The sequence below is a fragment of the Alsobacter sp. genome (assembly GCF_059501845.1).
Window position 1 is genome coordinate 209,962 of the sequence record NZ_JCACDK010000001.1, and the last position, 21,149, is coordinate 231,110.

23 protein-coding genes are annotated in these 21,149 nt (G+C 66.0%); 3 read left to right on the forward strand and 20 right to left on the reverse strand.

Translation table 11 applies throughout. The features are described 5' to 3' along the window. Positions 1-55 precede the first annotated feature (55 nt). Genes AC5JCN_RS01030 through AC5JCN_RS01040 form a run of 3 tightly spaced genes read right to left on the reverse strand, consistent with a single transcriptional unit; the run spans position 56 to position 1,529 of the window. Positions 56-544: an SRPBCC family protein gene (locus AC5JCN_RS01030; RefSeq protein ID WP_495753141.1), complete on the reverse strand. Its 489-nt coding sequence runs from the start codon at positions 542-544 to the stop codon at positions 56-58. Further along, positions 541-894, reverse strand: a complete 354-nt coding sequence (locus AC5JCN_RS01035) for an ArsR/SmtB family transcription factor (RefSeq protein ID WP_495753142.1) — start codon at positions 892-894, stop codon at positions 541-543. The genes AC5JCN_RS01030 and AC5JCN_RS01035 overlap by 4 nt, the downstream gene beginning before the upstream one ends. Next, the gene (locus AC5JCN_RS01040; RefSeq protein WP_495753143.1) at positions 891-1,529 is read right to left on the reverse strand and encodes a glutathione S-transferase family protein; all 639 of its coding nucleotides are present in this window, start codon (positions 1,527-1,529) and stop codon (positions 891-893) included. Before AC5JCN_RS01040 ends, AC5JCN_RS01035 begins: the two co-directional genes overlap by 4 nt. 233 nt (positions 1,530-1,762) lie before the next feature. Here AC5JCN_RS01040 and AC5JCN_RS01045 point away from each other — a divergent pair, with 233 nt between their 5' ends. Continuing rightward, positions 1,763-2,272 carry a hypothetical protein gene (locus tag AC5JCN_RS01045; RefSeq protein ID WP_495753144.1) on the forward strand — a complete coding sequence of 170 codons (510 nt, stop codon included), beginning with the start codon at positions 1,763-1,765 and terminating at the stop codon, positions 2,270-2,272. 205 nt (positions 2,273-2,477) lie between these two features. Continuing rightward, complete coding sequence (locus AC5JCN_RS01050) at positions 2,478-3,218, forward strand: SDR family oxidoreductase (RefSeq protein ID WP_495753145.1); 741 nt, start codon at positions 2,478-2,480, stop codon at positions 3,216-3,218. Positions 3,219-3,254: 36 nt separating this feature from the next. On the opposite strand, the gene AC5JCN_RS01055 is transcribed toward AC5JCN_RS01050, so the two are convergent. The 3 genes from AC5JCN_RS01055 to AC5JCN_RS01065 all read right to left on the reverse strand — a co-directional run bounded on the left by AC5JCN_RS01055 (position 3,255) and on the right by AC5JCN_RS01065 (position 6,107). Next, positions 3,255-4,424, reverse strand: a complete 1,170-nt coding sequence (locus AC5JCN_RS01055; protein ID WP_495753146.1) for a sensor histidine kinase — start codon at positions 4,422-4,424, stop codon at positions 3,255-3,257. 208 nt (positions 4,425-4,632) lie between these two features. Further along, on the reverse strand, positions 4,633-5,832 hold the full coding sequence (locus tag AC5JCN_RS01060; RefSeq protein WP_495753147.1) for a beta-ketoacyl-[acyl-carrier-protein] synthase family protein: 1,200 nt from the start codon (positions 5,830-5,832) through the stop codon (positions 4,633-4,635). After that, positions 5,829-6,107, reverse strand: a complete 279-nt coding sequence (locus AC5JCN_RS01065; protein WP_495753148.1) for an acyl carrier protein — start codon at positions 6,105-6,107, stop codon at positions 5,829-5,831. The genes AC5JCN_RS01060 and AC5JCN_RS01065 overlap by 4 nt, the downstream gene beginning before the upstream one ends. 229 nt (positions 6,108-6,336) lie before the next feature. Between AC5JCN_RS01065 and AC5JCN_RS01070 the strand changes: the two genes are divergently transcribed. Next, positions 6,337-6,738 carry a VOC family protein gene (locus AC5JCN_RS01070; protein ID WP_495753149.1) on the forward strand — a complete coding sequence of 134 codons (402 nt, stop codon included), beginning with the start codon at positions 6,337-6,339 and terminating at the stop codon, positions 6,736-6,738. On the opposite strand, the gene AC5JCN_RS01075 is transcribed toward AC5JCN_RS01070, so the two are convergent. The 14 genes from AC5JCN_RS01075 to AC5JCN_RS01140 all read right to left on the reverse strand — a co-directional run bounded on the left by AC5JCN_RS01075 (position 6,735) and on the right by AC5JCN_RS01140 (position 21,137). After that, a complete protein-coding gene (locus AC5JCN_RS01075; RefSeq protein WP_495753150.1) occupies positions 6,735-7,994 on the reverse strand; it encodes a cysteine desulfurase-like protein in 1,260 nt (419 codons plus the stop codon). The genes AC5JCN_RS01070 and AC5JCN_RS01075 overlap by 4 nt on opposite strands. 47 nt (positions 7,995-8,041) lie before the next feature. After that, positions 8,042-8,791 (reverse strand): cyclase family protein, encoded by a 750-nt coding sequence (locus tag AC5JCN_RS01080; protein ID WP_495753151.1) that lies wholly within the window; start codon positions 8,789-8,791, stop codon positions 8,042-8,044. 2 nt (positions 8,792-8,793) lie between these two features. Next, positions 8,794-9,969: an ABC transporter substrate-binding protein gene (locus AC5JCN_RS01085; protein WP_495753152.1), complete on the reverse strand. Its 1,176-nt coding sequence runs from the start codon at positions 9,967-9,969 to the stop codon at positions 8,794-8,796. Further along, positions 9,966-11,015, reverse strand: coding sequence for a branched-chain amino acid ABC transporter permease (locus AC5JCN_RS01090; protein ID WP_495753153.1), 1,050 nt, complete (start codon positions 11,013-11,015; stop codon positions 9,966-9,968). The genes AC5JCN_RS01085 and AC5JCN_RS01090 overlap by 4 nt, the downstream gene beginning before the upstream one ends. Further along, on the reverse strand, positions 11,012-11,914 hold the full coding sequence (locus AC5JCN_RS01095; RefSeq protein WP_495753154.1) for a branched-chain amino acid ABC transporter permease: 903 nt from the start codon (positions 11,912-11,914) through the stop codon (positions 11,012-11,014). The genes AC5JCN_RS01090 and AC5JCN_RS01095 overlap by 4 nt, the downstream gene beginning before the upstream one ends. Then, complete coding sequence (locus AC5JCN_RS01100; RefSeq protein ID WP_495753155.1) at positions 11,911-12,639, reverse strand: ABC transporter ATP-binding protein; 729 nt, start codon at positions 12,637-12,639, stop codon at positions 11,911-11,913. The genes AC5JCN_RS01095 and AC5JCN_RS01100 overlap by 4 nt, the downstream gene beginning before the upstream one ends. Beyond that, positions 12,632-13,426, reverse strand: a complete 795-nt coding sequence (locus tag AC5JCN_RS01105; RefSeq protein WP_495753156.1) for an ABC transporter ATP-binding protein — start codon at positions 13,424-13,426, stop codon at positions 12,632-12,634. The genes AC5JCN_RS01100 and AC5JCN_RS01105 overlap by 8 nt, the downstream gene beginning before the upstream one ends. A 262-nt stretch (positions 13,427-13,688) precedes the next feature. Beyond that, positions 13,689-15,431 (reverse strand): nitrilase-related carbon-nitrogen hydrolase, encoded by a 1,743-nt coding sequence (locus tag AC5JCN_RS01110; RefSeq protein WP_495753157.1) that lies wholly within the window; start codon positions 15,429-15,431, stop codon positions 13,689-13,691. Positions 15,432-15,464: 33 nt separating this feature from the next. Beyond that, the gene (locus AC5JCN_RS01115) at positions 15,465-16,457 is read right to left on the reverse strand and encodes an acetamidase/formamidase family protein (RefSeq protein WP_495753158.1); all 993 of its coding nucleotides are present in this window, start codon (positions 16,455-16,457) and stop codon (positions 15,465-15,467) included. A gap of 28 nt (positions 16,458-16,485) precedes the next feature. Further along, positions 16,486-17,196, reverse strand: coding sequence for an urea ABC transporter ATP-binding subunit UrtE (urtE, locus tag AC5JCN_RS01120; protein ID WP_495753159.1), 711 nt, complete (start codon positions 17,194-17,196; stop codon positions 16,486-16,488). Beyond that, positions 17,189-17,911, reverse strand: a complete 723-nt coding sequence (locus AC5JCN_RS01125; protein WP_495753160.1) for an ABC transporter ATP-binding protein — start codon at positions 17,909-17,911, stop codon at positions 17,189-17,191. The genes urtE and AC5JCN_RS01125 overlap by 8 nt, the downstream gene beginning before the upstream one ends. Continuing rightward, a complete protein-coding gene (locus AC5JCN_RS01130; RefSeq protein ID WP_495753161.1) occupies positions 17,911-18,975 on the reverse strand; it encodes an ABC transporter permease subunit in 1,065 nt (354 codons plus the stop codon). The genes AC5JCN_RS01125 and AC5JCN_RS01130 overlap by 1 nt, the downstream gene beginning before the upstream one ends. Continuing rightward, complete coding sequence (locus tag AC5JCN_RS01135) at positions 18,975-19,847, reverse strand: ABC transporter permease subunit (protein ID WP_495753162.1); 873 nt, start codon at positions 19,845-19,847, stop codon at positions 18,975-18,977. The genes AC5JCN_RS01130 and AC5JCN_RS01135 overlap by 1 nt, the downstream gene beginning before the upstream one ends. A gap of 60 nt (positions 19,848-19,907) precedes the next feature. Then, on the reverse strand, positions 19,908-21,137 hold the full coding sequence (locus tag AC5JCN_RS01140) for an urea ABC transporter substrate-binding protein (protein WP_495753163.1): 1,230 nt from the start codon (positions 21,135-21,137) through the stop codon (positions 19,908-19,910). Positions 21,138-21,149: the final 12 nt, after the last annotated feature.

The window sequence follows — 21,149 nt, forward strand, 5'->3', positions numbered from 1 at the left end:
GGATCAATCCCTGATTGCGCTTTCAGGTGAAAGGGGCCGGGCAACGGCGCCGCGTCTATCCCGGGAAGGGCGGCGGCTCCGTTCCCTCGAGACTGGCGCCGAGCTTGTCGAGCAGCCATCCGGTACCCAGCTCACGCCCTGCATTGCCGCTGGTCCCGAAACCGTCGAAATACACGCCGTACTCCGTCACCGTCAGGTGAGTACCCTCGCCGTCCGGCCGTATCTCGACGGTGGCCAGCGAGGAGGACATCGGCACGCCGTCGATCGCCATGCGGTAGGCGTAGACGATGCGCTCGTCCGGCACGATGTCATGGTACGTGCAGTGGAAGGCTGAAACGACGCCATTGGGGTGTCGGCCGACCAGCACTTCGACGCCGTCGACACGGAAGTCGAATGCTTTTTCCAGTTGCTGCCATCCGTCCGGTCCACCGAACCAGCGCTTCTTCGCCTCCTCTTCGGCAAAGGCGCGGAACACGCGGGCTGGCGATGCGCGGTAGCGGCGCTCCAGGGTGAAGGTCGCCTTGACGGTGCTGCGTTCGGTCATCGCTCAGTCCCTTCGTGCGGGGCGGTTTCGTCGAGGTAGGCGCCGAGGCGGTCGAGGCGCTGCTCCCACTGCGTGCGGCGGTCGTTGATCCACTGCTCCGCCTGCGACATCGCCGAGGTGTCGAGCGTGCAACTGCGCACCCGGCCGGTTTTCGCGGTCTTCACGAGACCGGAGGATTCCAGCACCTGGAGATGCTGGACGACGGCGGACAGCGACATGGCCAGCGGCGCGGCGAGTTCGTTCACCGAAGCGGGTCCGCTGGTGAGCCGGTCCAGCATGCTGCGCCGGCTGGGATCGGACAAGGCGTGGAAGATCCTGTCGAGTGCGGCGGCCAGCGGCGTCCCCGTCATCGTGGCACCAGGTGGAAGTACGGCTCGGCCTCGCGCAGGACGCGGGCGTAGGACGGCCTGGCCTTGAGCCGCTCGCAATAGGCGGCCAGCGCGGTACGGTGTCCGAACGGAACCCGCTGCCCGGCGTAGAAGAGGGCTGGGGCAGCGGCGCAATCGGCGAGCGAGAACGCATCTCCCGCCGCCCACTCCCGGCCCGTCATGCGGCTCTCCAGCAGGTCGTAGGCCGTCGCCAGTTGCAGGGTCGCATTGAAGACGGCGAGGGGATCGCGCTGCCCTTCCGGACGCAGAAGGTCAGCCGCAAAGGCCTGCATGGGCGTGTGGACATGCAGGTCGAAGATGCGGTCCCAAAGCCGCACCTCGAGGGCCTGGGCGGGGTCGCTCGGGATCAGCGTGCCGCCGGCCCGTGTGTTCAGCCATTCGATGATGATGCTGGCTTCCGGCAGCACGAGGCCGCTGGCCCGGTCTTCGAGCACCGGCATCTTGCCGATCGGCCAGAGGGCGTAGAAGGCGCGCCTCTGCTCGTCGCTGCCGAGGTTCAGGAACGAAAGCTCGAACGGAACCGCGAGTTCGTCGAGGGCAATCAGGACCTTGTGGCAGTAGGACGAGAGCGGACGGGCATGCAGGACGAGAGTCATGGGGCCGCTCCAACACTTAAGTGATATCTTAAGTATCAGCGCCGGGTTTGGTCCGCAAGCGAAGCCGGCACAGAGACCCAGTTACTGCTACGTGATGGGAGGGTTCCCAGACGATTGCAGGGTCCTGCCCTTCGGGATCGCGTCTCGAGCGAGCTAAGTTGAAGCTGCGGGCGACCTTTGCGGGACCATTCTCGCGCGCGAGTGTCCTCGTTCAAAAATCCTGGAGGCGCGACATGGGCGCGGTCATCAAAGCCGTCTTCAAGGGAAGTAGTTTCGATATCACCGGCGCGATAACCAGCCTGTTGACGATAGGCGACATCAATCCTGACTCTGTACATAAGCTCGTCAGTCAAGCCAAGGCAGAGGCGGGCCAACAGAAGATCGATAGGCTCGACTGGTATGCCCACGGTGGCCAGAACACAATCAATGCCGGAGACGAGGACATCAGCGAACTGACTCCGAAGGTTCACTTTCCCGTCCTGGCAAGGCTTAAGCCAAATTTTGACCCTGAAGGCTATGTCCGTCTGTTTGTCTGCAATGCCGGGCTCAAGCCTGCTTCGATGTGCGTGATCGCGCAGGCTTTCGGCGTCGAAGTCTATGGATGCGAGGGAGATGTACGCCCTGGACTATACGGAACGCCCTTTGTTGTGTCTGGACAGCTTGTTATGGCCACTCCGAAAGGACACTTCTTCAAGGGAAAGGGCGTCGAGAACGTCTTTTACTATTCCGATGATGACGAGTAGGTTCTTGGCCGCTGCAGCAAACGTAGACAGTGCACGATGGGGCATGGTGGCGAGTACCCCGATCCTCTATCTTGTCAAGACGCGACCATGGCTTTGCCGAAGCTCCAGCCGACCTCACGCTTGCGCTCAGGCGACGGACTGGTGAACCTCTCACACAATCGATTTCACCCTGCATAGCGTGGCAACCTGGAACGCGGAGCTTTCTTTGACCTCACAATCCTCCACCACGCTGGCCGGCAAGGTCATGATCATCACCGGTGCGAGTTCCGGCATCGGCCGCGCCGCCGCATTGCGCTTCGCAGCCGAGGGCTTGCAACTGGCCTTGGTGGCCAGGTCCCGCGACAGGCTCGAAAAGCTGGCGGAAGAGGTGAGCGGTGACCCGCTCGTCATCCCCGCCGATTTGACCGTTGCGGAGGAGGTCGGTGCAGTTGCCAAGGCGGTCGCGGACCGCTTTGGGCGCACCGACATCCTGTTCGCGAACGCTGGGAGCTATGTCTCCGGTGATGTCGTCGACGGGGATCCCGACACCTGGGACAAGCTGCTCCAGCTCAACGTCAACAGCGTGTTCCGGCTGGTGCACGCCATTCTGCCCGGCATGATCGCGCAGCGCTCCGGCGACATCGTCGTGACCTCGTCGATCGCCGGTCACCAGGCGATCCACTGGGAGCCGGTCTACTCGGCCAGCAAGCACGCGGTTCAGTCCTTCGTACACGGTCTGCGCCGGCAGGTCGCGCCACACGGCGTCAAGGTGGGCTCGCTCGCGCCCGGCATGGTCCTGAACGAGTTGTGGGGCATCACCGACCCCGCGGAAGTCGAAAGGCTGGCAGCAGCCCGCACCGGCCTGCGGTCCGAGGATGTTGTCGACGCGCTGCACTTCATGCTGACGCGCCCGCCGAACGCGACTGTCCGGGACCTTGTGCTCCTGCCGCAGAACCAGGATCTCTAGCCCGGATTCCGAGATCGGCTCTGAAAGCCCGCGAGCCTACAGGGTCAGCGGGAACTTGACTTCCGTTCTCGTGCCCTTGTCTCCGGGCGTCCGCTCAACGCGCCCGGAGATGCGCTGGGCGAACGCGTCGACGAGCCTCAGCCCGAGGCCGCCCTCGCGTGGCGGTCCCATGCCCCGCCCGTTGTCCTCGACGCTGATGCAGGCTTCGCCTGCTTCCGCCTTCACCTCGAAGCCAATGCGGATCAACCCCGGCTCACCCTCTGCGAAAGCATGCTTGAAGGCGTTCGTGACGAGTTCGTTGACGATCAGCCCCGCCGAGACGGCCCTGTCCAGCGGCAGCTTCGCATCGTCGGCGGCGACGGTGACGGTGACGCTTTCGCTGTAGGATCCGAGGGTGACGCAAAGGGCTTCGAGGTACTCGCCGAAGTCGACAAGGCTCATGCTGCCCTTCAGCGACAGCATGTCATGGGCGAGCGCGATGGCGTGCACCCTGTCAATGACGCTCGCGAAGCGAGCCTTGCCCTCCTCCGTGTCCACGCTCCGGCGCTGCAGCGAGAGGACGGAAATGATGATCTGGAAGTTGTTCTTCGTCCGGTGCTGCAATTCGCGGACGAGCGTGTTCCAAATCGTCTCCGCGTCGGCCTGCTCCTGGACCGTCTGCCGCAGCTTCTGATCCGCTTCGTAGCGCGCCAGCGCCGTGCCGATGATGTTGGCTATCGCGGTGAGGAAGCCGACATCGCCATCATCGAAAACGCGCGGGTTTTCGGCATCGATCTCGAACACGCCCCAGCATTGCCCGTCGATCATCACGGGAACATTCAGGACAGAGACAATCCCGTGTTCGCTCAGCAGAGGCGACATGCGAAAATCCGGATCGTCAGGAAGGTTTTCGATCACCACGGGGGCCGCGGTCTGGATTGCACGGCCGGGGGGAGAAGCCGCGTTGACGGGCAGCGTCGCCGTGCCGACGACCCCCGGCTTCCAGCCGACGCCTGCCACCACGAGCGCGTCGCTGGTGGCGGCCCGGTAGCGCAGCACCTTCGTATGCTTGACGTGGGTGAAACTCGACGCCTGTGCGCAGGCGTGCTGCATCAGCCGCTCCGGCGGTATCGTCTCCGCCGCAACGCGGCTGAAGTCGATCAGCGCCCGCTGATATTCGAGTATCCGGTTGAGCTTGGCCTCGATGTTCGACCCGGTCTTTGGCATCGATCAGTCTTCCATCCCCGTGATGCCAGCCTGGCCTGCCGCAATCCCGGAGCAACCCAACGGCCGCCCGGGAAGCGTGACTGTGCAAACGGGAATGCAGGACTGCAGCAATGGTTCGGCCGGACTGACGCCCGTTGACGTTCCGAAGCAGCTTCCGGAGGGGAATTCAGCTGCATGACGCCTGGAACGCCGACCGCGATGGGTGCAGCTAATGCGGCGCGCGGGAGATCAGAACAGCGTTCAGTCCGCCGAAGGCGAAGGAATTGGTCATGGCGACGCCAATGGGCGCTCGCCGGGCGGTGTTTGGAACGCAGTCGATGTCGAACTCGGGGTCGGGTTCAGAGAAGTTGAGGGTCGGCGGCAGGAGGCCCTCTCGCAATGCCAAAGTCGAGAACACCAGGCCGAGCGCGCCCGATGCGCACATCGTATGGCCGATCGTGCCCTTGCTGGACGAAACGGGGACGCCGGGAAGGCGGGAGCCGATCACCGAGCCAAGGGCCTTGGCCTCGTTCAGGTCGTTCAGGAGCGTCCCGGTTCCGTGGGCGTGGACATAGTCGATCTCGCTCGCATCCAGCCCGCCATCGGCGATGGCCGCGGTCATGGCTCGCGCCGCACCCGCCGGATCCGGCGCCGTGATGTCGCCGGCGTCCGAACTCATCCCGAACCCGACGATCTCGCCATGGATCGTGGCGCCCCTTGCGATCGCGCGCTGCATGGGCTCCAGCACGAGGGCTGCTGCGCCTTCGCCCATCACCAGCCCGCTGCGGTCGCGGGAGAAGGGGCGGCACGTGTCCCGGGCGACGGCCCGCAGGGCCTCCCAGCTTCGCATGAAGCCCAGTGTGAGCGGGGCCTCGCAGCCCCCCACGATCGCCACGTCGAGCATCCCCGACCGCACCATGTGGAAGCCCGTGCCGATCGCGTGGGTCGCAGACGCACAGGCGGAAGCGATGTTGAAGGTCGGACCGAGAACCCCGAGGTCCATGCCGATCTGGCTCGCCGGCGCACTCGGCATGGCGCGCGGAACCAGGAAGGGATGAACCCGCGACGCGCCCTCGCCATACATGCGCCGGTAGGCGTGCTCGACGGTGGTGTACCCCAGCGCAGCGCTGAACAGCACGCCGTGGCGCATCGGCGCCTCGTCGTCGAGAACGTTCCCCGCCTGCGAGACCGCTTGGCGCGCAGCGAAGACGGCCAGTTGCGACGCCCGGTCCATCAGGGCCAGCTGGTTGGCGGTGAAATGCGTCTCCGGGAGGAAGCCGCTCACTTCGGCGCAGGGAGAGCCGCTGCGTTCGGCCGATGCCGCGGGCCGGCTGATCCCCGACAGTCCCGTCTCCATGGCGGCGAGGTGCTCGGCGACGCCATGGCCGACGGCCGAGATCGCGCCAAGCCCCGTGATCGCGACCCTCATTCCACGGGCTGCCCGGCAACCGCCGGCTTGGCCCGGTCTATCCTGGCTAGCGCACCCCGGATCAGCTCTCCAAGCGTGGTGTCGGGCTTCTTGACGAACTGCTCCGTCGGGATCTCGACGTCGTACTTGCTCTCGATCTCGAACACGGCCTCGATCAGGGTGAGGGACGAGATGCTCAGCTCGTCGAGCGGGGTTTCCAGCCTCAGCGATGCCCGGTCGAGCCGCGCACTTTGCGCGATGATGTCGAGAATATCGTCGACACGTGGGTCCTGCATGGCGAGCCTGCTTTCCTGGGTGAACGCGGCCTTGAAGGAGTCCGGACGTTCGCGATGAGAAAGACATTGCACCTCAGAGGCCTGAAGCTCAACCGAAGAGGTCCGTGAGGGTCCGTTTCGGGCAGGAACTCCAGCCCCCCTAAGTGCCGGATACGGCGACGCCGGGATTGCCCGGGCTCCGGACACGGAGCATCATCCGGCTGCCAGATCCATTGGTCAGGAGCCCCGCATGAGCAGCCCGGCCTTCCACCACGTCTCCGTCATCACACGCGATGTCGATCACGCGCGGACCTTCTACACGGACGTGCTCGCTCTGGAGCCGGTTCAAAGGCCACCGTTTCCCCATCCCGGCGCATGGCTGCGGTCAGGGCCTCTGGAGATCCATATCACCTACTACCCCGCCGGCAATTTCAGGACCGGACCGGTCGATCCGAACGACATTCACTTCGCCATCAGGGTCCCGGACTTCGAGGCGACCGTTTCCGCCCTCGCACGCCACGGCTACGTCGAGGGCGGTGGCCAGGACGACCCCAAGCGGATCGTTATCAAGCGCGACAGCGTCACGGGCTACCCCCAGCTCTGGATCATGGACCACGACCGCAACGTCATCGAGATCAACGCGGAGGGCTAGGACCGCCGCAGCGCCGCTCCCAGCTCATCGAGCACGGCATCGATCTCGGCCGGCGTATTGTAGTGCACCGGGCCGACCCGAACGCCGCCGCCGGTGTCCAGGATGCCCAGCAGCCGGTTCGCCTCCAGCCCGTAATTGTGGCCGCTCCAGACCTGGAGCCCCCTGGCGGCGAAGGCCTTGGCGATGTCGGCCGAGCTTTTTCCTTCCGCCGTGAAGGTGACCGTCGAGACGCGCCTGTCGAACGCCGCGGGATCGGTGATGCCCATGACGCGCACGCTGTTGAAACCGAGGAGGCCGTCCACCAGGCGCCGCGCCAGCGCGTCGTCATGCGCCTTCGTCGCCGTATAGCCGGCGGCAAGGCGGGCGCGGAGGTCCGCTCCGGCCGGAAGGTTGCCGAAGGCATCTCCGAGCCAGGCGAGATAGTCGATCGCGGCGTGGACTCCGGCCAACTCCTCCCGGTTCGTCGTGCCATTGGTGAACCGCCAGGGCAGCTCTTCCGAGGCGGGACGCACCTTGTAGGCCCGCAGCCCCTCCAGGATCTCCTTGCGGCCCCAGAACAGGGCGTAATGCGGGCCGAAGAACTTGTAGGCGGTGCACACGAGGAAATCGCAGTCGAGCGCACGGACATCGATCAGCCCGTGGGGGGCGTATTGCACGGCGTCGACATAGACGAGCGCACCGGCCGCATGCGCCAGTTTCGAGATGCCCGCGATGTCGTTGATCGTGCCTGTGACGTTGCTGGCATAGCAGACGGCCACGAGACGTGTCCGGCTGTTGAGAAGCGAGGCTAGATTGGCGAGGTCGAACTCGAAGGTCTCGGGCGAGAAGTCGAGCCAGCGCACGACGAGGCCCTTGTCCTCCGCCAGCATCAGCCAGGGTGCGACGTTGCCATCATGGTCCATCCGCGACAGCACGATCTCGTCCCCGGCCTGCCACGCCGCACCGATGGAGCGAGCCATCATGAAGGTGAGGCTCGTCATGCTCTGCCCGAAGAAGACCTCGCCTTCGTTCCTCGCGTTCACGAAAAGCTCGCCGGCCCGGTGGGCCGCTTCCACCGCGTCCTCGGCTTCGACGGAGGTGTCGAAGTAGCCGCCAAGGTTGGCGTTGCGGTGGAGAAGCGCCTCGCTCATGCGCTCGGCCACCATGCGCGGAACCTGGGTGCCGGCAGGGTTGTCCAGGAACGCGACGCTGCGGCCTGCCTTGGTCCGGGCAAGTCCCGGAAAGTGCGAGCGCACGAGTTCGACGTCGTAGGCCATGGCGGTCCTCCCGTTTTGGGACCCGGGCGCTCGTTCCCGAGCTTTCTTCAGCCGTTATGGATCGCCACGGCGCGGGCGGGAAAGCCGGAGCCGTCCTTCGCCTTCGGCCAGGTCGCCATGATCAGCGCACCGGCCTCGGGCACCTCGTCGAGGCGCGCCAGGAGTTCGATCTGCCACCGGTCCAGCGAGAGCACGTAGTGCTCGAGAGCGTAGTCGCCTCGGGACGTGGCGATCCCGGGGTCGGTGTCGATCTGCTCGTGACCGACGGCCGTGATCCCGCGCTCGTCGAACAGGAAGGCGAGGACCTCCTTCGACCAGCCCGGGCAGTGCGACACGCCATCATCCGAACGGTTGTAGAACCGGTCGACGTCCGGCCAGCGGCGCCACCAGTCGGTCCGCAACGCCACGAAGGATTTCTCGGGGATCCGGCCGTGGCGCGCTTCCCAGCGCGCCACGTCGTCCAGTGTCGGGGTGGCATCGGGATCCGACGCGACCCGGCCCGATATGTCGAGCACGACCAGCGGCAGCAGCATCTCGGTCACGGGGATCTGGTCCACCGTCCGCCCGCCCTCGATGAAGTGGACGGGCGGGTCCACATGCGTGCCCCATTGGCCGACGAAGCCGTAATGGTGCACCTGGAACGCGTGCCCGAGCGGGTAGTCGAACACCATCCGACGTTCTTCGTCCGGGAAGTGCTGAAAGTGCGGCTGTCCCGGGTGAAAGGGGTGCGTCAGGTCGGTGAAGACCGCACCGGCGAGGTGGGACCTGTGCAGGTCCCAGAGGCTGCCGCCGGCCATGGTCAGGGCGCCGGCACGAAGCTGGGAGCCGCCTCGCTGGCGAGCGTCAGCTTTCCGTCCTTCACGCCGATCACGGTGACCGACTTGTCGGGAACGGCGATGCCGGGACGGTAGGAGATCGTGCCCGTCACGCCTTCGAGCCCGGTGGTGCCGGCCAGCGCCGTCTTGATCTTCTCGGGGTCGGTGCCTCCGGCCCGCTTGATGGCGTCCGCCATCAGCTTGATGCCGTCATAGGCGAGCGCCGCGAAGGTGTTCTCGGGGTCGTTGCCGGTCGACTTCTTATAGGCGTCCATGAACGCCTTCACCTTCGGGGTCGCGCCCTCGCCGATGAAGGAGTGGGTGGTGAAGTAGGTGTTCTCTGCCGCCTTGCCGCCGACCTGCAGCAGGAGCGGCGTATCGTAGCCGTCGCCGCCGACGACGGGAAGATCGATGCCGGCCTGGCGCAGTTGCTTCAGGATCAGCCCGATCTCCTCGTTGTTGGCCGAAACGAAGAGGAAGTCCGGCTTGGGTGACGCCGCCTTGACCTTGGCGACCTGCGCCGTGAACGTCTTGTCGCCGATCTTGAACGTGTCCTTTCCGACCAGCTTGCCGCCGCCCTTCTCGAAGGCCTGGGTGAAGTAGTCGGACAGGAGCGTCGTGTACTCCGTGCCGATGTCGGTCAGCAGGTAGCCGTTCTTGGCCTTCAGGTTCTTCAGCGCGAACTCGGCGCCGACGGCTGCCTGTACGTTGTCGCCGAAGCAGGCGAGGAACACGTATTCGCCGAGCTGGCTCGGCAGCTTGGGTGAGGTCGCGCCCGGCGTGATGAAGGGGATCTTGGCCTTCTGGATCTGCGGGCCGATGGCGAGCACCGAGTCCGAGTCGGCGAAGGCGACGATGCCGACCACCTTGTCGCTGTCGATCAATTGGCTGGCGACGGTGGAGATGGCGGTCGGGTCGGTCTTGGTGTCGTAGACGACGAGTTCGATAGGCCGCCCGAGTACCCCGCCAGCGGCGTTGATTTCGGCGGCCGCGAGCTTGGCACCGTTCAGCATCGGTCCCTCATAGGCCGACAGATTGCCCGTGAGGTTTGCGGGCACGCCGATCTTGATGGGGTCGGCGGCCAAAGCGGTACTGGCTGCGAGCGCGATGGAAGCGCCGAGCCCGAGGCCGAGAGCCCCGCGTCGAGTGAGCCTGGTCATGCGTCTTGTCCCTCTGCTTCGAGCCTTGCCGATTGTGTTTTGGCGGATCCGAGCGTGAGCTCGGCATCCCCCATGATCCCCTTCGGCCGGAAGATCATGACGAGGATGAAGATGAAGCCGAGCACGATCTGGCTCGCCCCGAACAGCGCCGGCACCGTGATCGGGCCCAGCGTGAACCCGCGCTCGACGCCGCGCAACAGTTCGGAAAGCACCGTGACGCACACGACGCCGATCAGCGCGCCCGAGAGCGATCCCATGCCTCCCAGCACGAGCATGGCGATGAGGTTCATCGTCATGGCGAAGTAGAAGGTGTTGGGCGAGAACGAGCCGAGATAATGGGCGTAGAGGCTGCCGCCCACGCCGGCGAAAAAGGCGCCGATGACAAAGGCGATGAGCCTGGCCCGCAGTACGCTGATGCCCACGGCGCTCGCCGCGATCGGGTCGTCGCGGACGGCCTTCATGGAACGGCCGAAGGGCGAGTAGACGAGCCGCGCGAGAACCAGGATCGTCACGCCGAGCCATCCGAACACCCATGGCAGGGAGGTATCGAGCGGAACTCCGGTGAAGGTGCGCGCCCCGCGCGTGAAGTCCGAGGCGTTGATGAGCACGACGTTGACGATGATGAGAAAGCCCATCGTCGCGACCGAGACGAAGTAGCCGGAGAGCCTCATCAGCGGATAGCCGACGACCACCGCGAGCAGGGCGGTGAACAACCCCGCCGCGAGCGTCGCGGGCAGGAAGGGCAGGCTGAACCAGTTGAGCACGGCCGGAAGATGCGGCAGCAGCGAGGCTTTCTGCTGCACGGTCAGGGACAGGATGCCGGAGACGTAGGCGCCGGCCCCGATGAAGCCGACATGTCCCAGCGAGAAGACGCCGGTGAAGCCGTTGCTGAGCGACAGCGACAGGACGAGCACGCCGTTCAGCGCCATCAGCAGCAGCACGCGCACGAGATAGTCGCTGAGGACGAAGGGCGCGCCCCAGGCGACGACCGCTCCGGCGATGCAGAGCGCGACGACCGCGACGAGCGTGCTGGTGTCGCGCTTCACAGCTTGACCTCCCGGTTGGGCTTCAGCAGGCCGCCGGGGCGCACCAGCAGGAAGGCGATGAGCACGGCGAAGACGATGGCGTCGCGGTAGGGAGAGACGGCGTCCGGCATGAAGGCGACGATGAAGATCTCCAGCGCACCCAGCATGTAGCCGCCCACCAGGGCGCCGGCAATCGAACCGAAGCCGCCGATGATGGCGGCGACGAAAGCCTTCAGCAGCGGGGTGAAGCCCATCTGCGGCTGCACGACACCGGCCTGCGCCGCCCACAGCACCCCCGCCAGCCCGGCATAGCCGGACGCAACGACGAAGGCGACGACGATGACCTTGTTGACGTCGAGCCCGACGAGGAGCGCCGCCGACATGTCCTCGGCGGCCGCGCGCATGCCGAGCCCGACCGTGGTGCGCGTGATGAACCAGCCGAGCCCGATCAGCGAGACGAAGGTCAGCGCGATGGTGAGGACGTTGATGTTGGTGAAGGTGATCGCCCCGTCGGCCAGCTGCCAGGCGCCATTCAGCCAGTCCGGAAGGGGAAAGTTCTTGGGTGATGAGGAGAAGATCAGGATGCCGAGATTCTCGAGGATGTAGGTGACCGCGAGGCTCGTCAGCAGCCGCGTCACGTCTGGCGCGTTGCGGATCGGCCGGTAGGCGATGCGCTCGATGAGGAAGCCCGCCAGCGCACCGGCCAGCACGCCGCAGGCGAGCGCCGGGACGAAGGGGACGCCGAGCGCGCCGAGGATGACGGTGGTGAAGGCGCCCACCATCATCACGTCGCCATGGGCAAAATTTGTGAGTTTCAAAACGCCGAAGACGATGGAGAGGCCGACGGCCACGAGCGCGTAGAGGCTGCCGAGGCTGATGGCGTTCACGATCTGCTGGACGATGTAGTCGAACTGGCTCATGCGGAGGCCCCGAGATAGGCCTGCGCGACGCGGTCGCTGTCACGCAGCTCCTCAGCGGTGCCCGACAGGGCCACCGTGCCGGTCCGCAGGACATAGGCGCGGTCGGCGAGGTCCAGCGCCAGCGCGATGTTCTGTTCGACCAGCAGCATCGTCATTCCCTGGCGCTTGAGCTCCGCCAAAGCGACGAAAATGTGCCTGACGAGGAGCGGCGCTACTCCGAGCGAAGGCTCATCCAGCAGAAGCAGCTTCGGCGCCGCCATCAGGGCGCGGGCAAGCGCGAGCTGCTGCTGCTCGCCGCCCGAAAGCGTTCCGGCGAGCTGAGACAGGCGCTCCCTGAGGATCGGGAACAGGGTGAACATCCGCTCGGTGTCCCGGGCGATGCCGTCCTGGTCAGAGCGCGTGCAGGCGCCGAGGCGGAGGTTCTCCGCCACCGACAGTCCACCGAACAGCCGGCGGCCCTCGGGAGATTGCGAGATACCCAGCCGAACGATCTGAGGCGCCGGCAATCCCCCGATAGGACGGCCTGCAAAGGTGATGGAGCCTGAACGGGGGGCCGACAATCCAGAGATCGTGCGCAGCGTCGTGCTCTTGCCGGCGCCATTGGCGCCAACCAGTGCGACGACCTCGCCGGGCGCGACGTCGAGGCTGACACCCTTCAGCGCCTGCACGGCGCCGAACTGCACCCGCAGGTCGCGGATCGAGAGGAGAGGCGTGGGATCAGGCATGGCCGAGATAGGCCTCCCGCACCCTGGGGTTGTTGCGCACCTCTTCCGGCGTTCCTACGGCGATGACTTCGCCCGTCGCCAGCACCTGGATGCGCTCGCACAGGGCCATGATCAGGTCCATGTCGTGCTCGACGACGACGACCGTCACCCCGTACTCGTCGCGGATCCGCCGGATGAGCGCGGTCAGAGCCTTTGTTTCGTTGGAATCGAGACCGGCCGCCGGCTCGTCGAGGAGCAGCAGCGATGGCTCGGTGGCAAGCGCGCGGGCGATCTCCAGGCGTCGCTGGTCGCCGTAGGGGAGATCGGCGGAGAGGCGGTCAGCCTGCCCGGTCAGCCCCATCAGCGCCAGCAGGCGGCGGGCGATCGTCTCTGCGTCCGCCTTTCGCGAGCGGTAGCGGCTGCCGCGGACGACTGCGTCGAACGGACCGATCGGGTGGCGCAGTTGCGCCGCGGCCAGCACGTTTTCGGCCACGGTGAGCGTTCCGAAGAGCCGGGAGCCCTGGAAGGTGCGGGCGATGCCGAGCCGAACGATCTGCTCCGTCGGCAGCCCGAAGATCGAGCGTCCCTCGAACTCCACCGTCCCGGAGTCCGGCCGCGAGAAGCCCGTGACGCAATTGAAGAACGTGCTCTTGCCCGAGCCGTTTGGCCCGATAACGCCGAGGATCTCGCCGACCTTCAGCTCGAGCCTGTGCTGCTTCAGGGCGACGAGGCCCCGGAACGACTTGGTCAGCCCCGAAGTCCGCAGCAGGATTTCGCCGGTCCCTGTCCGTGTGAGGGGCGCGCTCATCGTCCCTGGAACCGCCCCTTGTGACATTGATGCCGGACCGCAATCAAAAGTCGAATTGGAGGTGGTTCAACGGGCAGGCAATGCCTGAAGGCCGCTTCATCAAACCCGTCTCCCCCTGCTTGGACAACACGCTAGCATGCTGCCGCGACAGGCCGCAAGTCATTGAAAAACGGCAGAAAGATTTGGATTGCGGCAGGTTGTGCACAAGCTGTAGTCACGAATTGCCGACCGGCCGGAGGTTGTTCGATCTCGCCGCGCCCAATCATCCGCGCGATGCGTTGGGTACACGCACGAGCTCGCGATAGTGGTGTGTCAGCCGCATGCAGACGATGTCCTTGCGCCTGACCGTGTTTGAAGGGTAGCGGTTGTCGAGATTGGTCGTGTCCACCGTGGCCACGGCGATCCCGGAGGGCTCCGTGACGATCGCCTCGCGGCGCGGAAACTCGAACGTGTCCGGTCCGAAAACGCCGCTCAGTCCCTCGTACCCTCCCGCTTCGTCATGGACGTTGGCGAAGGCAAGGAAAACGTTGTTCTCGCCGGCCCGGACCCGGAAGTGATGCCAATGCAGCGGGTCCGCGCCCGTTGGGATCGGCCAGCCCTGAGCGACGGCCGTTCCCGGGTGTCCCGCCGCGAATCGGCCGGCGATCGCTGCCGGGCAGGCGACGATGTCGCAGCCCCGCAGCGCGAGGACGCGCGCGGCCTCCGGATAGAGCGCGTCGTGCCCGATCAGAAGTCCGATACGGCCCGCCGGGGTATCCGCCACGGTCCAGGCCTCGCCTGGTGCTGCCCAGTCGCGGTCTGCTTCACCCGGATGAAGCTTGCGGTGGACGGCGACAAGGCCCTCCGGTCCGACCAGCGCAGCGGCGTTGTAGACTGTGGTCCCTGCCTTTTCGGCGAATCCGGCCACGATGTGCATCCGCAGCTTCGTGGCCATCCTGATGAGTGCCGCGACGGCCATGCCTGAGGTGGGCTGCGCGGTCGCGGCGGGGTTCTCGAGCCCGTTGACCGCAAGTTCGGGAAAGACGACGAGTTCCGCGCCGGATCGCTTCGCGTCCTCGGCAAGGCTCGCAATCCGCGCGAGATTGGCCGACATGTCGGCGGAGGGCGTGAACTGAGCCGCGGCCAGCTGGCTCCGCCGCCCCGGCGGCAGGGGCCGGTGGCCATAGAGGCCGAAGAAGTCGCATGGATTCCAGAGAAACGTGTCGGACAGCAGCTCGCGGTAGAGCTCCGGGCGCCGGCGGTCCATGACCGGCTCGCCAAGCACGGTGCGTGCCCGCGCCTTGGCGAGGTCGATCTCGCCGTAGGCGATGCCGTCGCCGGCGTCGATGACGGCGGCTATCGACCCGTCCGGCTCGATGATGCAGCTGCCGCCGGAGAACTGGACCGTCCTCTCCAGCCCCCAGCGATTGGCCTCGATCACGTAGCAGCCGTTCTCGAAGGCGCGGCTGATCCAGTAGGGCGCCGGCGTGCGTTCGGCCAGCCAGTTGGAGATGTGGCAGATCACGTCGGCACCGCCGAGCGCGCACAGACGTGCCGTCTCAATGAAATGGATGTCCATGCAGATGAGGAGTGCGATCCTCCCGATCGGTGTCTCGAACACCTGGTGCCCGAGGTCGCCGGACGCCGCCCACTTCGGTTCGGCGATATAGGGATGGCTCTTGCGGTGGACGCCGACGACGCCCTCCGGCCCGATCAGCACCGCGCTGTTGAAGTAGACCCCGTCCGGATCGACCTCCGGCATGCCGATGACGACGTGGCAACCATAGGCGGCGCACAGCGCCTCGAAGCGTCTCGTCGTGGGGCCGGGCACGGGCTCCACCTCGCCGGCAACTTCCTCCCGATCGAACCAGCAATAGCCCGTCGTGCCCATCTCGGGCGTGACGATGAGCGCGGCTCCGGCTCGCGCCGCCTCCTCGCACAAGGCGAGGAGACCCTCGACGTTGCGCTCCTTCTCGAACATCGTCGGTTCGAACTGGACCGTTGCGACCTTGTGAACCGGAGCCATCGTCTCTTCCCGGCGTGCTGGAGCGGGGGCGTCTCAGAGCTTCGCGATGATGTCCTTCGTGATGGAGGCACCCAGCGTGTATTTCGGGTCGACCATGTTGCCGAGCCGGACACGTCCGCACTGGGTGAGCAGGAAGTAGGCCTCGAGCTCGTCGACGCCCCAGTCGGCCGACATCCACCGGATGAGGTCGCGATAGGCGCGCCGCGCCGCGTCCTCCATCGGCCGGCCGCTGCCGATCGACATGAAGAAGCGGTCGTTTTCGAGCCGCGGGTTGGAGAGCGCCCAGCCCTTGATGAGGTCGACCTGCACGGTCGTGACGGTGGGATGCTCGACGGCGACGCCGCAGAGCTCACCGTCGCCCTGGGCCGCGTGGCAGTCGCCGAGATAGAGCAGGGCGCCGGGCGAGTTGATCGGCAGGTAGATCACCGAGTCGACCGCCACGTCGGGCAGGTCCATGTTGCCGCCGTAGTAGTCCGGCTGCAGCGAGGTGATCGCCTCGATCTCCGGCGAGGTGCCGATCGTTCCGATGAAGGGCTCGTAGGGCAGCACCAGGTTCTTCGACCAGTGCACGCCCTTCTCGTCGATGACGAGCTTCTTCACCCGCTCGGGAAGGGGCGGGTTGAGCATGGCGGTGTCGGCCGTCGAGACGAGGCCGCCGAATTCCGGGATCAGGCAGGTCGTGCCGACCGGCTGCGGGCCGCGTGGCCTGATCGACTTGATGTAGACGGCGAGCGCGTCGCCCTTCTCGGCACCGTTGACGTAAACGGGCCCGTTCTGAGGGTTGAGATAGGGGAAGTTGAGGATTTCCGACGGGCTGTCCGTCTCCTTCTTGATGGCGCCCTCGAACGCGTCATGCGTCTCGGCGCTGATCACCGCGCCGGGGTCGACGCGCAGGACGGGCTCCGCATAGGGCCCATAGACGTAGTGGTACTTTCCCTGCGTCTCCTCGGTAATCGTGTAGCTCTGCCCGGCTTTTCCCCCGGCGACGCCCTTACGGGCCATGATCGATGTCTCGAGCCACGACATTCTCATTCTCCCACTTGCTTGTTGTCGTTCACACAGAGAGGTGCTTGCGCACGATCTCTCGGTCGTCGAGCGCCTCGGGGGTCAGCTCCGCGACGATCCTGCCCTTGTCCATGACGTAGCAGCGCTGGGCCATCGCCCGGATCAGGTCGAGGTTCTGCTCGACGAGGATCACGGTCAGGCCCATCTCGGAGTTGATGCGCTTCATCACCTCGCCGATCTCCCCGACGATGGAGGGCTGGATGCCTTCCGAGGGTTCGTCGAGGAGGATCAGGTCGGGGCGGCTCACCAGCACGCGCCCGATGGCGAGCTGCTGCTGCTGTCCGCCGGACATGGTGCCGGCCCGCTGTTTCCGCCGTTCGGCGAGGATCGGGAAGATGCCGAAGATGCGCTCGAACTCGGCGGTCTTGGAGGAGCCCTCGCCGCGATAGCCGACCGAGAGGTTCTCCTCGACGCTCATGCGCGGGAAGACCTCGCGTCCTTGCGGTACGTAGCCGATGCCGAGCCGCGCGCGAAGATGCGCGGGCATGGCGGCCACCTCCTGGCCCTTGAAGCGGATGGCGCCCGCCGAGGCCTGGAGAAGGCCGATGAGAGCCTTCATCAGCGTCGACTTGCCGACGCCGTTGCGTCCGATCACGGCGACGATCTCGCCCTTGGCGACGGAGAGGTCAACGCCCTGTAGCACGGGCTTGCCGCCGTAGCCGCCGCGCAATCCCTCGATGGCGAGCATGGTCTCAGCCATGGTGGTGATGCCCCAGGTAGATCTCGGCGACGCGCTCGTCGGCGATCACCTCGTCGATGCTGCCCTGCGAGAAAATCTTGCCGAAATGCAGGACCGTGACCCGCTGAGCGACCTGCCTGACGAAGTTCATGTCGTGCTCCACGGCGAGCACGCTCACGCCCTGCGCGTTGAGCGCCTTCACCAGTTCCCCCGTCTCATGAGTCTCGTCGGGCGACATGCCCGCCGTCGGTTCGTCCAGCAGCAGCAGGTCAGGCTTGAGGGCCAGCGCCATGCCAATCTCCAGCCACTGCTTCTGGCCGTGGCTGAGGCTGGTTGCCACCGTGTCGCGGGCCGGGCCGAGATGCAGGTAGTCGAGAAGGCGGTCGGTCTCGGCTTTCAGCCCGCCGGGGCTCACATGGTGCTGCAGCGCGATACGGAGATTGTGCTCGGCCGTCAGGGACCCGAACACGCCGGGGACCTGGAACTTGACGCTGATGCCGCGCTTGATGCGCTCGAAGGAGCGGAGCGCCGTGATGTCTGAGCCCTTGTAGACGATGCTGCCGGAGGACGGCGCGTGCTCGCCCAGGATGAGCCGGAAGAGGGTGCTCTTGCCCGCGCCGTTGGGGCCGATGAGGCAGTGGATCTCGCCCTTCTTCATCGCGAAGTCGACGGCATTGATGACCTGAAGTCCGCCGAAATGCTTGCTGAGGCTGCGCGTCTCGAGGATCGTCTCCATCACTCGCCTCCCTGCCGGGCGGCGCGGCCGGAGAGCGCCTCGATGCGCTTCCACACGGACAGCACCAGGCCTTCCGGTGCCACCAGAACGGTGATCACGAGCAGCGCCCCCATCGCGACGAGCGCGTACTGGCTGCCGTAGATGGTGAGGGCCTGGAAGACGGCGAGGATGATCAGCGTGCCGAACAACGTGGCCGTGAGATCACTGCGGCCGCTCACCGCCACCCAGACGACGGGCAGCGCCGCCGCCGTGATGCCCATGCTCGAGGGCGTGATGTACTGGCCCCACGCGGTGTAGAGCACGCCGCTCAGGCCGCCCAGGCAGGAGCCGACGGCGAAGGCGACGAGTTGGTACTTGCGGATGTCGTAGCCGAGCATTTCCGCGCGCTCGGGATTTTCGCGGATTGCGACGAGCACGTTGCCGAAGCGCGAGTTCACCAGCACGCGGAGCGCGAGGTAGACGACGATCAGGAGCGCGAGGATCGCGTAGTAGAGCCCGACGTCGGCGAAGAGGACGATGTTGCCGCCCGGCCAGGGAATGGTGAGCGGCGGCATGCCGCTCATGCCGTTGAAGCCGTTGAGGCGGGCGGTGCCGACCTTCCACTCCGGCCCGGCCGTCTGCGCCATGAAGCGCTCGAAAACCAGCGTCACCGACAGTGTGACGATGCCCAGGAACACGCCGGTGATGCCGCCGTAGAAGAGGAAGTAGCCGAGCACCAGCGCGAAGGCGGTGGCCACGACGAGGGCGAGGATGACGGCGACGAACGTGAAGCCGTAGGCGTCGCCGAAATTCAGCGTCAGGATGCCGTATCCATAGCCCGCCAGCCCGAACAGGGCCGTCTGGCCGAAGCTCAGCGCGCCGCCATAGCCCCAGATGAGGCAGAGGCCGAGCGCCATGAAGACCCAGACGAAGAAGTAGGCGGTGTTGCCGACCGTGTAGCCGTCCGCGAAGAGCGGGTAGGCGGCCGCCGCGATTACGACGAGGCCGAAAATCGACCAGAAGATCGGGCCGCTGCCCATGGTCTGCGGGCCGTTCAGGCGGCTCAGGAGCGAGGGACGGCTCATCAGCGGCGCTCCCTCAGGATCCAGCCGGAAACGCCGCGCGGCAGCACGCGGATCGCCACGATCACGGCGAGGAGAATGCCGATCTGGCCGAACAGCTGGCCCTGCCAGGCGGTCAGCCCCGCCTTGATGAGGCCCAGCATGCCGGCGGCCGGAGCCGTGCCCAGGAAGACGTCGGACCCGCCTACGACGACGGTCACGAAGGCTTCCACGATGAAGGTGCTGCCGATGCCGGGCGCCAGCGTCATGGTTGGCGCGTAGAGCCCGCCGGTGAGCCCCGCCAGGGCTGCGCCGAGCCCGAAGGTGAGGCTGTAGACGAGGCTCGTGTTGACGCCGAGCGCCCGGGCCATTTGCGGCCCCTGGATGGTGGCGCGTGCCAGGATTCCGAAGCGCGTGGAGCTGAAGAGGAAGTAGAGGGCGAGCAGCAGGATGGCCGCCACGGCCATGAGCACCACGCGATAGGCCGAGTAGGAGTACTCGCCGATGGTGATGCCTCCGAGCGGCGTTCCGATGCCGGGAAAGGACGGTCCGATAAGGATCAGCGTTCCCTGCGTGACGATGAGGCTGATGCCCCACGTGGCCACGATGGTGTCCAGCGGACGACTGTAGAGCCTGCTGATGACGAGGCGCTCGATGATGATGCCCGCGATCCCGGCCGCCAGCGCCCCGCACAGGATGGCGATGGGCAGCGGCAGTCCGGCGCGGAAGCTCGCGGCCGTGACATAGGCCCCGCACATGATGAACTCGCCATGGGCGAGGTTGATGACCCCCATCATTCCGAAGATGACGGCGAGACCAATCGAGGCGAGGACGAGAAAGGCGAAGGCGTCGCCGAATTGATAGAGGAAGCCGAGGATCAGGTTCACTGTCAGCACCGAGGTCCGCCGCGGGGAAGCCGGCGGGCCGGGGCAACAAGGCCCCGGCCCGTTTGCGCCTTACTTCGGCGGCGGATTGCTCGGCGTGTACTGCGCGCTCGGGTCGTTCTTGGTGAGGTCGCAGCCGGCCTCGCCCAGCCAGTACGGCTTGATGTCGTTCCACACCTTGGGGAAGCTGATCTTGTGGTTCTCGTCGACCCTGGCGAGATAGATCGTGTGCGAGGCGTGCTGGCTCTTGGGGTCGATGCACACCTTGCCCTCGGGGGCGTCGACGCAGACGTCGCCCTGGGCGATGACCTTGCGGATCTCGTCGCGCTTGGTCGACTTCGCCCGCTCCACCATCTGCTTGTAGAGGTAGATGGCGTGGTAGGAGTTCTCGGCCTCCTGGTTCACGTAGGGCTCGTTCGGGAACTTGGCCTTCCACTTGGCGAGGAACGCCTTGCTCTCGGGCGTGTCGATTTCCTCGATGTAGTTGGTCGTGACGTACATGTTGGCGAGGCTGGGCGGGGTGAAGCGCTTGTGCTCGTAGCCCTGTCCGACGTTGACGGAGCTCGCCATGGGCAGGCCCACCTTCGCGGAGCCGGCCTGCTCGTAGTAGGAGGCCTGGGCCGCGCCGACCAGCAGCGTCACGACGAAGTCGGGCTTCGCCTTCTGGATGTTCTGGATCGTCTGCGAGAACTGCGAGACGCCGAGCGGGATGAACTCCTCGCCCACCATCGTGCCGCCGTTCTCCTTGACGATGTTGCGCACCCATTCGGCCGAGATCTGGCCGAAATTGTAGTCTGCGGCGATCGTGTAGACCTTCTTGCCGTACTTCTCCATCATCCAGGGGATGAGGGTCGAGAACTGCTGCTCGGGCACAGCGCCGGTGACGATCATGTTGGCGTCGCAGACGCCGCCCTCGTACTGGTTGTTGTAGAAGGCGAGGCCGTCGAGCTGGTTGACGATCGGCCGATAGGCCTCACGCGAGGCGCTGGAGAAGCCGGCGAACACAACGTCGACCTTGTCGCGCTGCAGGACGCGGCGCATGAACTCCTGGTAGCGGGTGTTGTCGGACTGGGTGTCGTAGATGACCAGTTCGATCGGCCGGCCGGCGATGCCGCCAGCCTTGTTGATCTCGTCGGTCGCCAGCTGGATGCCGTGAACCTTGCCGATGGTTGCCAGGGCGAAGTCGCCCGACTGGTCCTCCAGCACGCCGATCTTGATGGGGTCGGCGGCGAGCGCCGGCGCCGCCACGCAGGCCAGCGTCAACGACGCGAGCGCAGTCCCGATTTTCAGAAACTCTTTCATGATCCATCCCTC

Coding starts and splice junctions, on each gene's coding strand:
- AC5JCN_RS01030 (WP_495753141.1), bottom strand. CDS start 544: ATGACCGAACGCAGCACCGTCAAGGCGACCTTCACCCTGGAGCGCCGC.
- AC5JCN_RS01035 (WP_495753142.1), bottom strand. CDS start 894: ATGACGGGGACGCCGCTGGCCGCCGCACTCGACAGGATCTTCCACGCC.
- AC5JCN_RS01040 (WP_495753143.1), bottom strand. CDS start 1,529: ATGACTCTCGTCCTGCATGCCCGTCCGCTCTCGTCCTACTGCCACAAG.
- AC5JCN_RS01045 (WP_495753144.1), top strand. CDS start 1,763: ATGGGCGCGGTCATCAAAGCCGTCTTCAAGGGAAGTAGTTTCGATATC.
- AC5JCN_RS01055 (WP_495753146.1), bottom strand. CDS start 4,424: ATGCCAAAGACCGGGTCGAACATCGAGGCCAAGCTCAACCGGATACTC.
- AC5JCN_RS01060 (WP_495753147.1), bottom strand. CDS start 5,832: ATGAGGGTCGCGATCACGGGGCTTGGCGCGATCTCGGCCGTCGGCCAT.
- AC5JCN_RS01065 (WP_495753148.1), bottom strand. CDS start 6,107: ATGCAGGACCCACGTGTCGACGATATTCTCGACATCATCGCGCAAAGT.
- AC5JCN_RS01070 (WP_495753149.1), top strand. CDS start 6,337: ATGAGCAGCCCGGCCTTCCACCACGTCTCCGTCATCACACGCGATGTC.
- AC5JCN_RS01075 (WP_495753150.1), bottom strand. CDS start 7,994: ATGGCCTACGACGTCGAACTCGTGCGCTCGCACTTTCCGGGACTTGCC.
- AC5JCN_RS01080 (WP_495753151.1), bottom strand. CDS start 8,791: ATGGCCGGCGGCAGCCTCTGGGACCTGCACAGGTCCCACCTCGCCGGT.
- AC5JCN_RS01085 (WP_495753152.1), bottom strand. CDS start 9,969: ATGACCAGGCTCACTCGACGCGGGGCTCTCGGCCTCGGGCTCGGCGCT.
- AC5JCN_RS01095 (WP_495753154.1), bottom strand. CDS start 11,914: ATGAGCCAGTTCGACTACATCGTCCAGCAGATCGTGAACGCCATCAGC.
- AC5JCN_RS01100 (WP_495753155.1), bottom strand. CDS start 12,639: ATGCCTGATCCCACGCCTCTCCTCTCGATCCGCGACCTGCGGGTGCAG.
- AC5JCN_RS01105 (WP_495753156.1), bottom strand. CDS start 13,426: ATGAGCGCGCCCCTCACACGGACAGGGACCGGCGAAATCCTGCTGCGG.
- AC5JCN_RS01110 (WP_495753157.1), bottom strand. CDS start 15,431: ATGGCTCCGGTTCACAAGGTCGCAACGGTCCAGTTCGAACCGACGATG.
- AC5JCN_RS01115 (WP_495753158.1), bottom strand. CDS start 16,457: ATGTCGTGGCTCGAGACATCGATCATGGCCCGTAAGGGCGTCGCCGGG.
- urtE (WP_495753159.1), bottom strand. CDS start 17,196: ATGGCTGAGACCATGCTCGCCATCGAGGGATTGCGCGGCGGCTACGGC.
- AC5JCN_RS01125 (WP_495753160.1), bottom strand. CDS start 17,911: ATGGAGACGATCCTCGAGACGCGCAGCCTCAGCAAGCATTTCGGCGGA.
- AC5JCN_RS01130 (WP_495753161.1), bottom strand. CDS start 18,975: ATGAGCCGTCCCTCGCTCCTGAGCCGCCTGAACGGCCCGCAGACCATG.
- AC5JCN_RS01140 (WP_495753163.1), bottom strand. CDS start 21,137: ATGAAAGAGTTTCTGAAAATCGGGACTGCGCTCGCGTCGTTGACGCTG.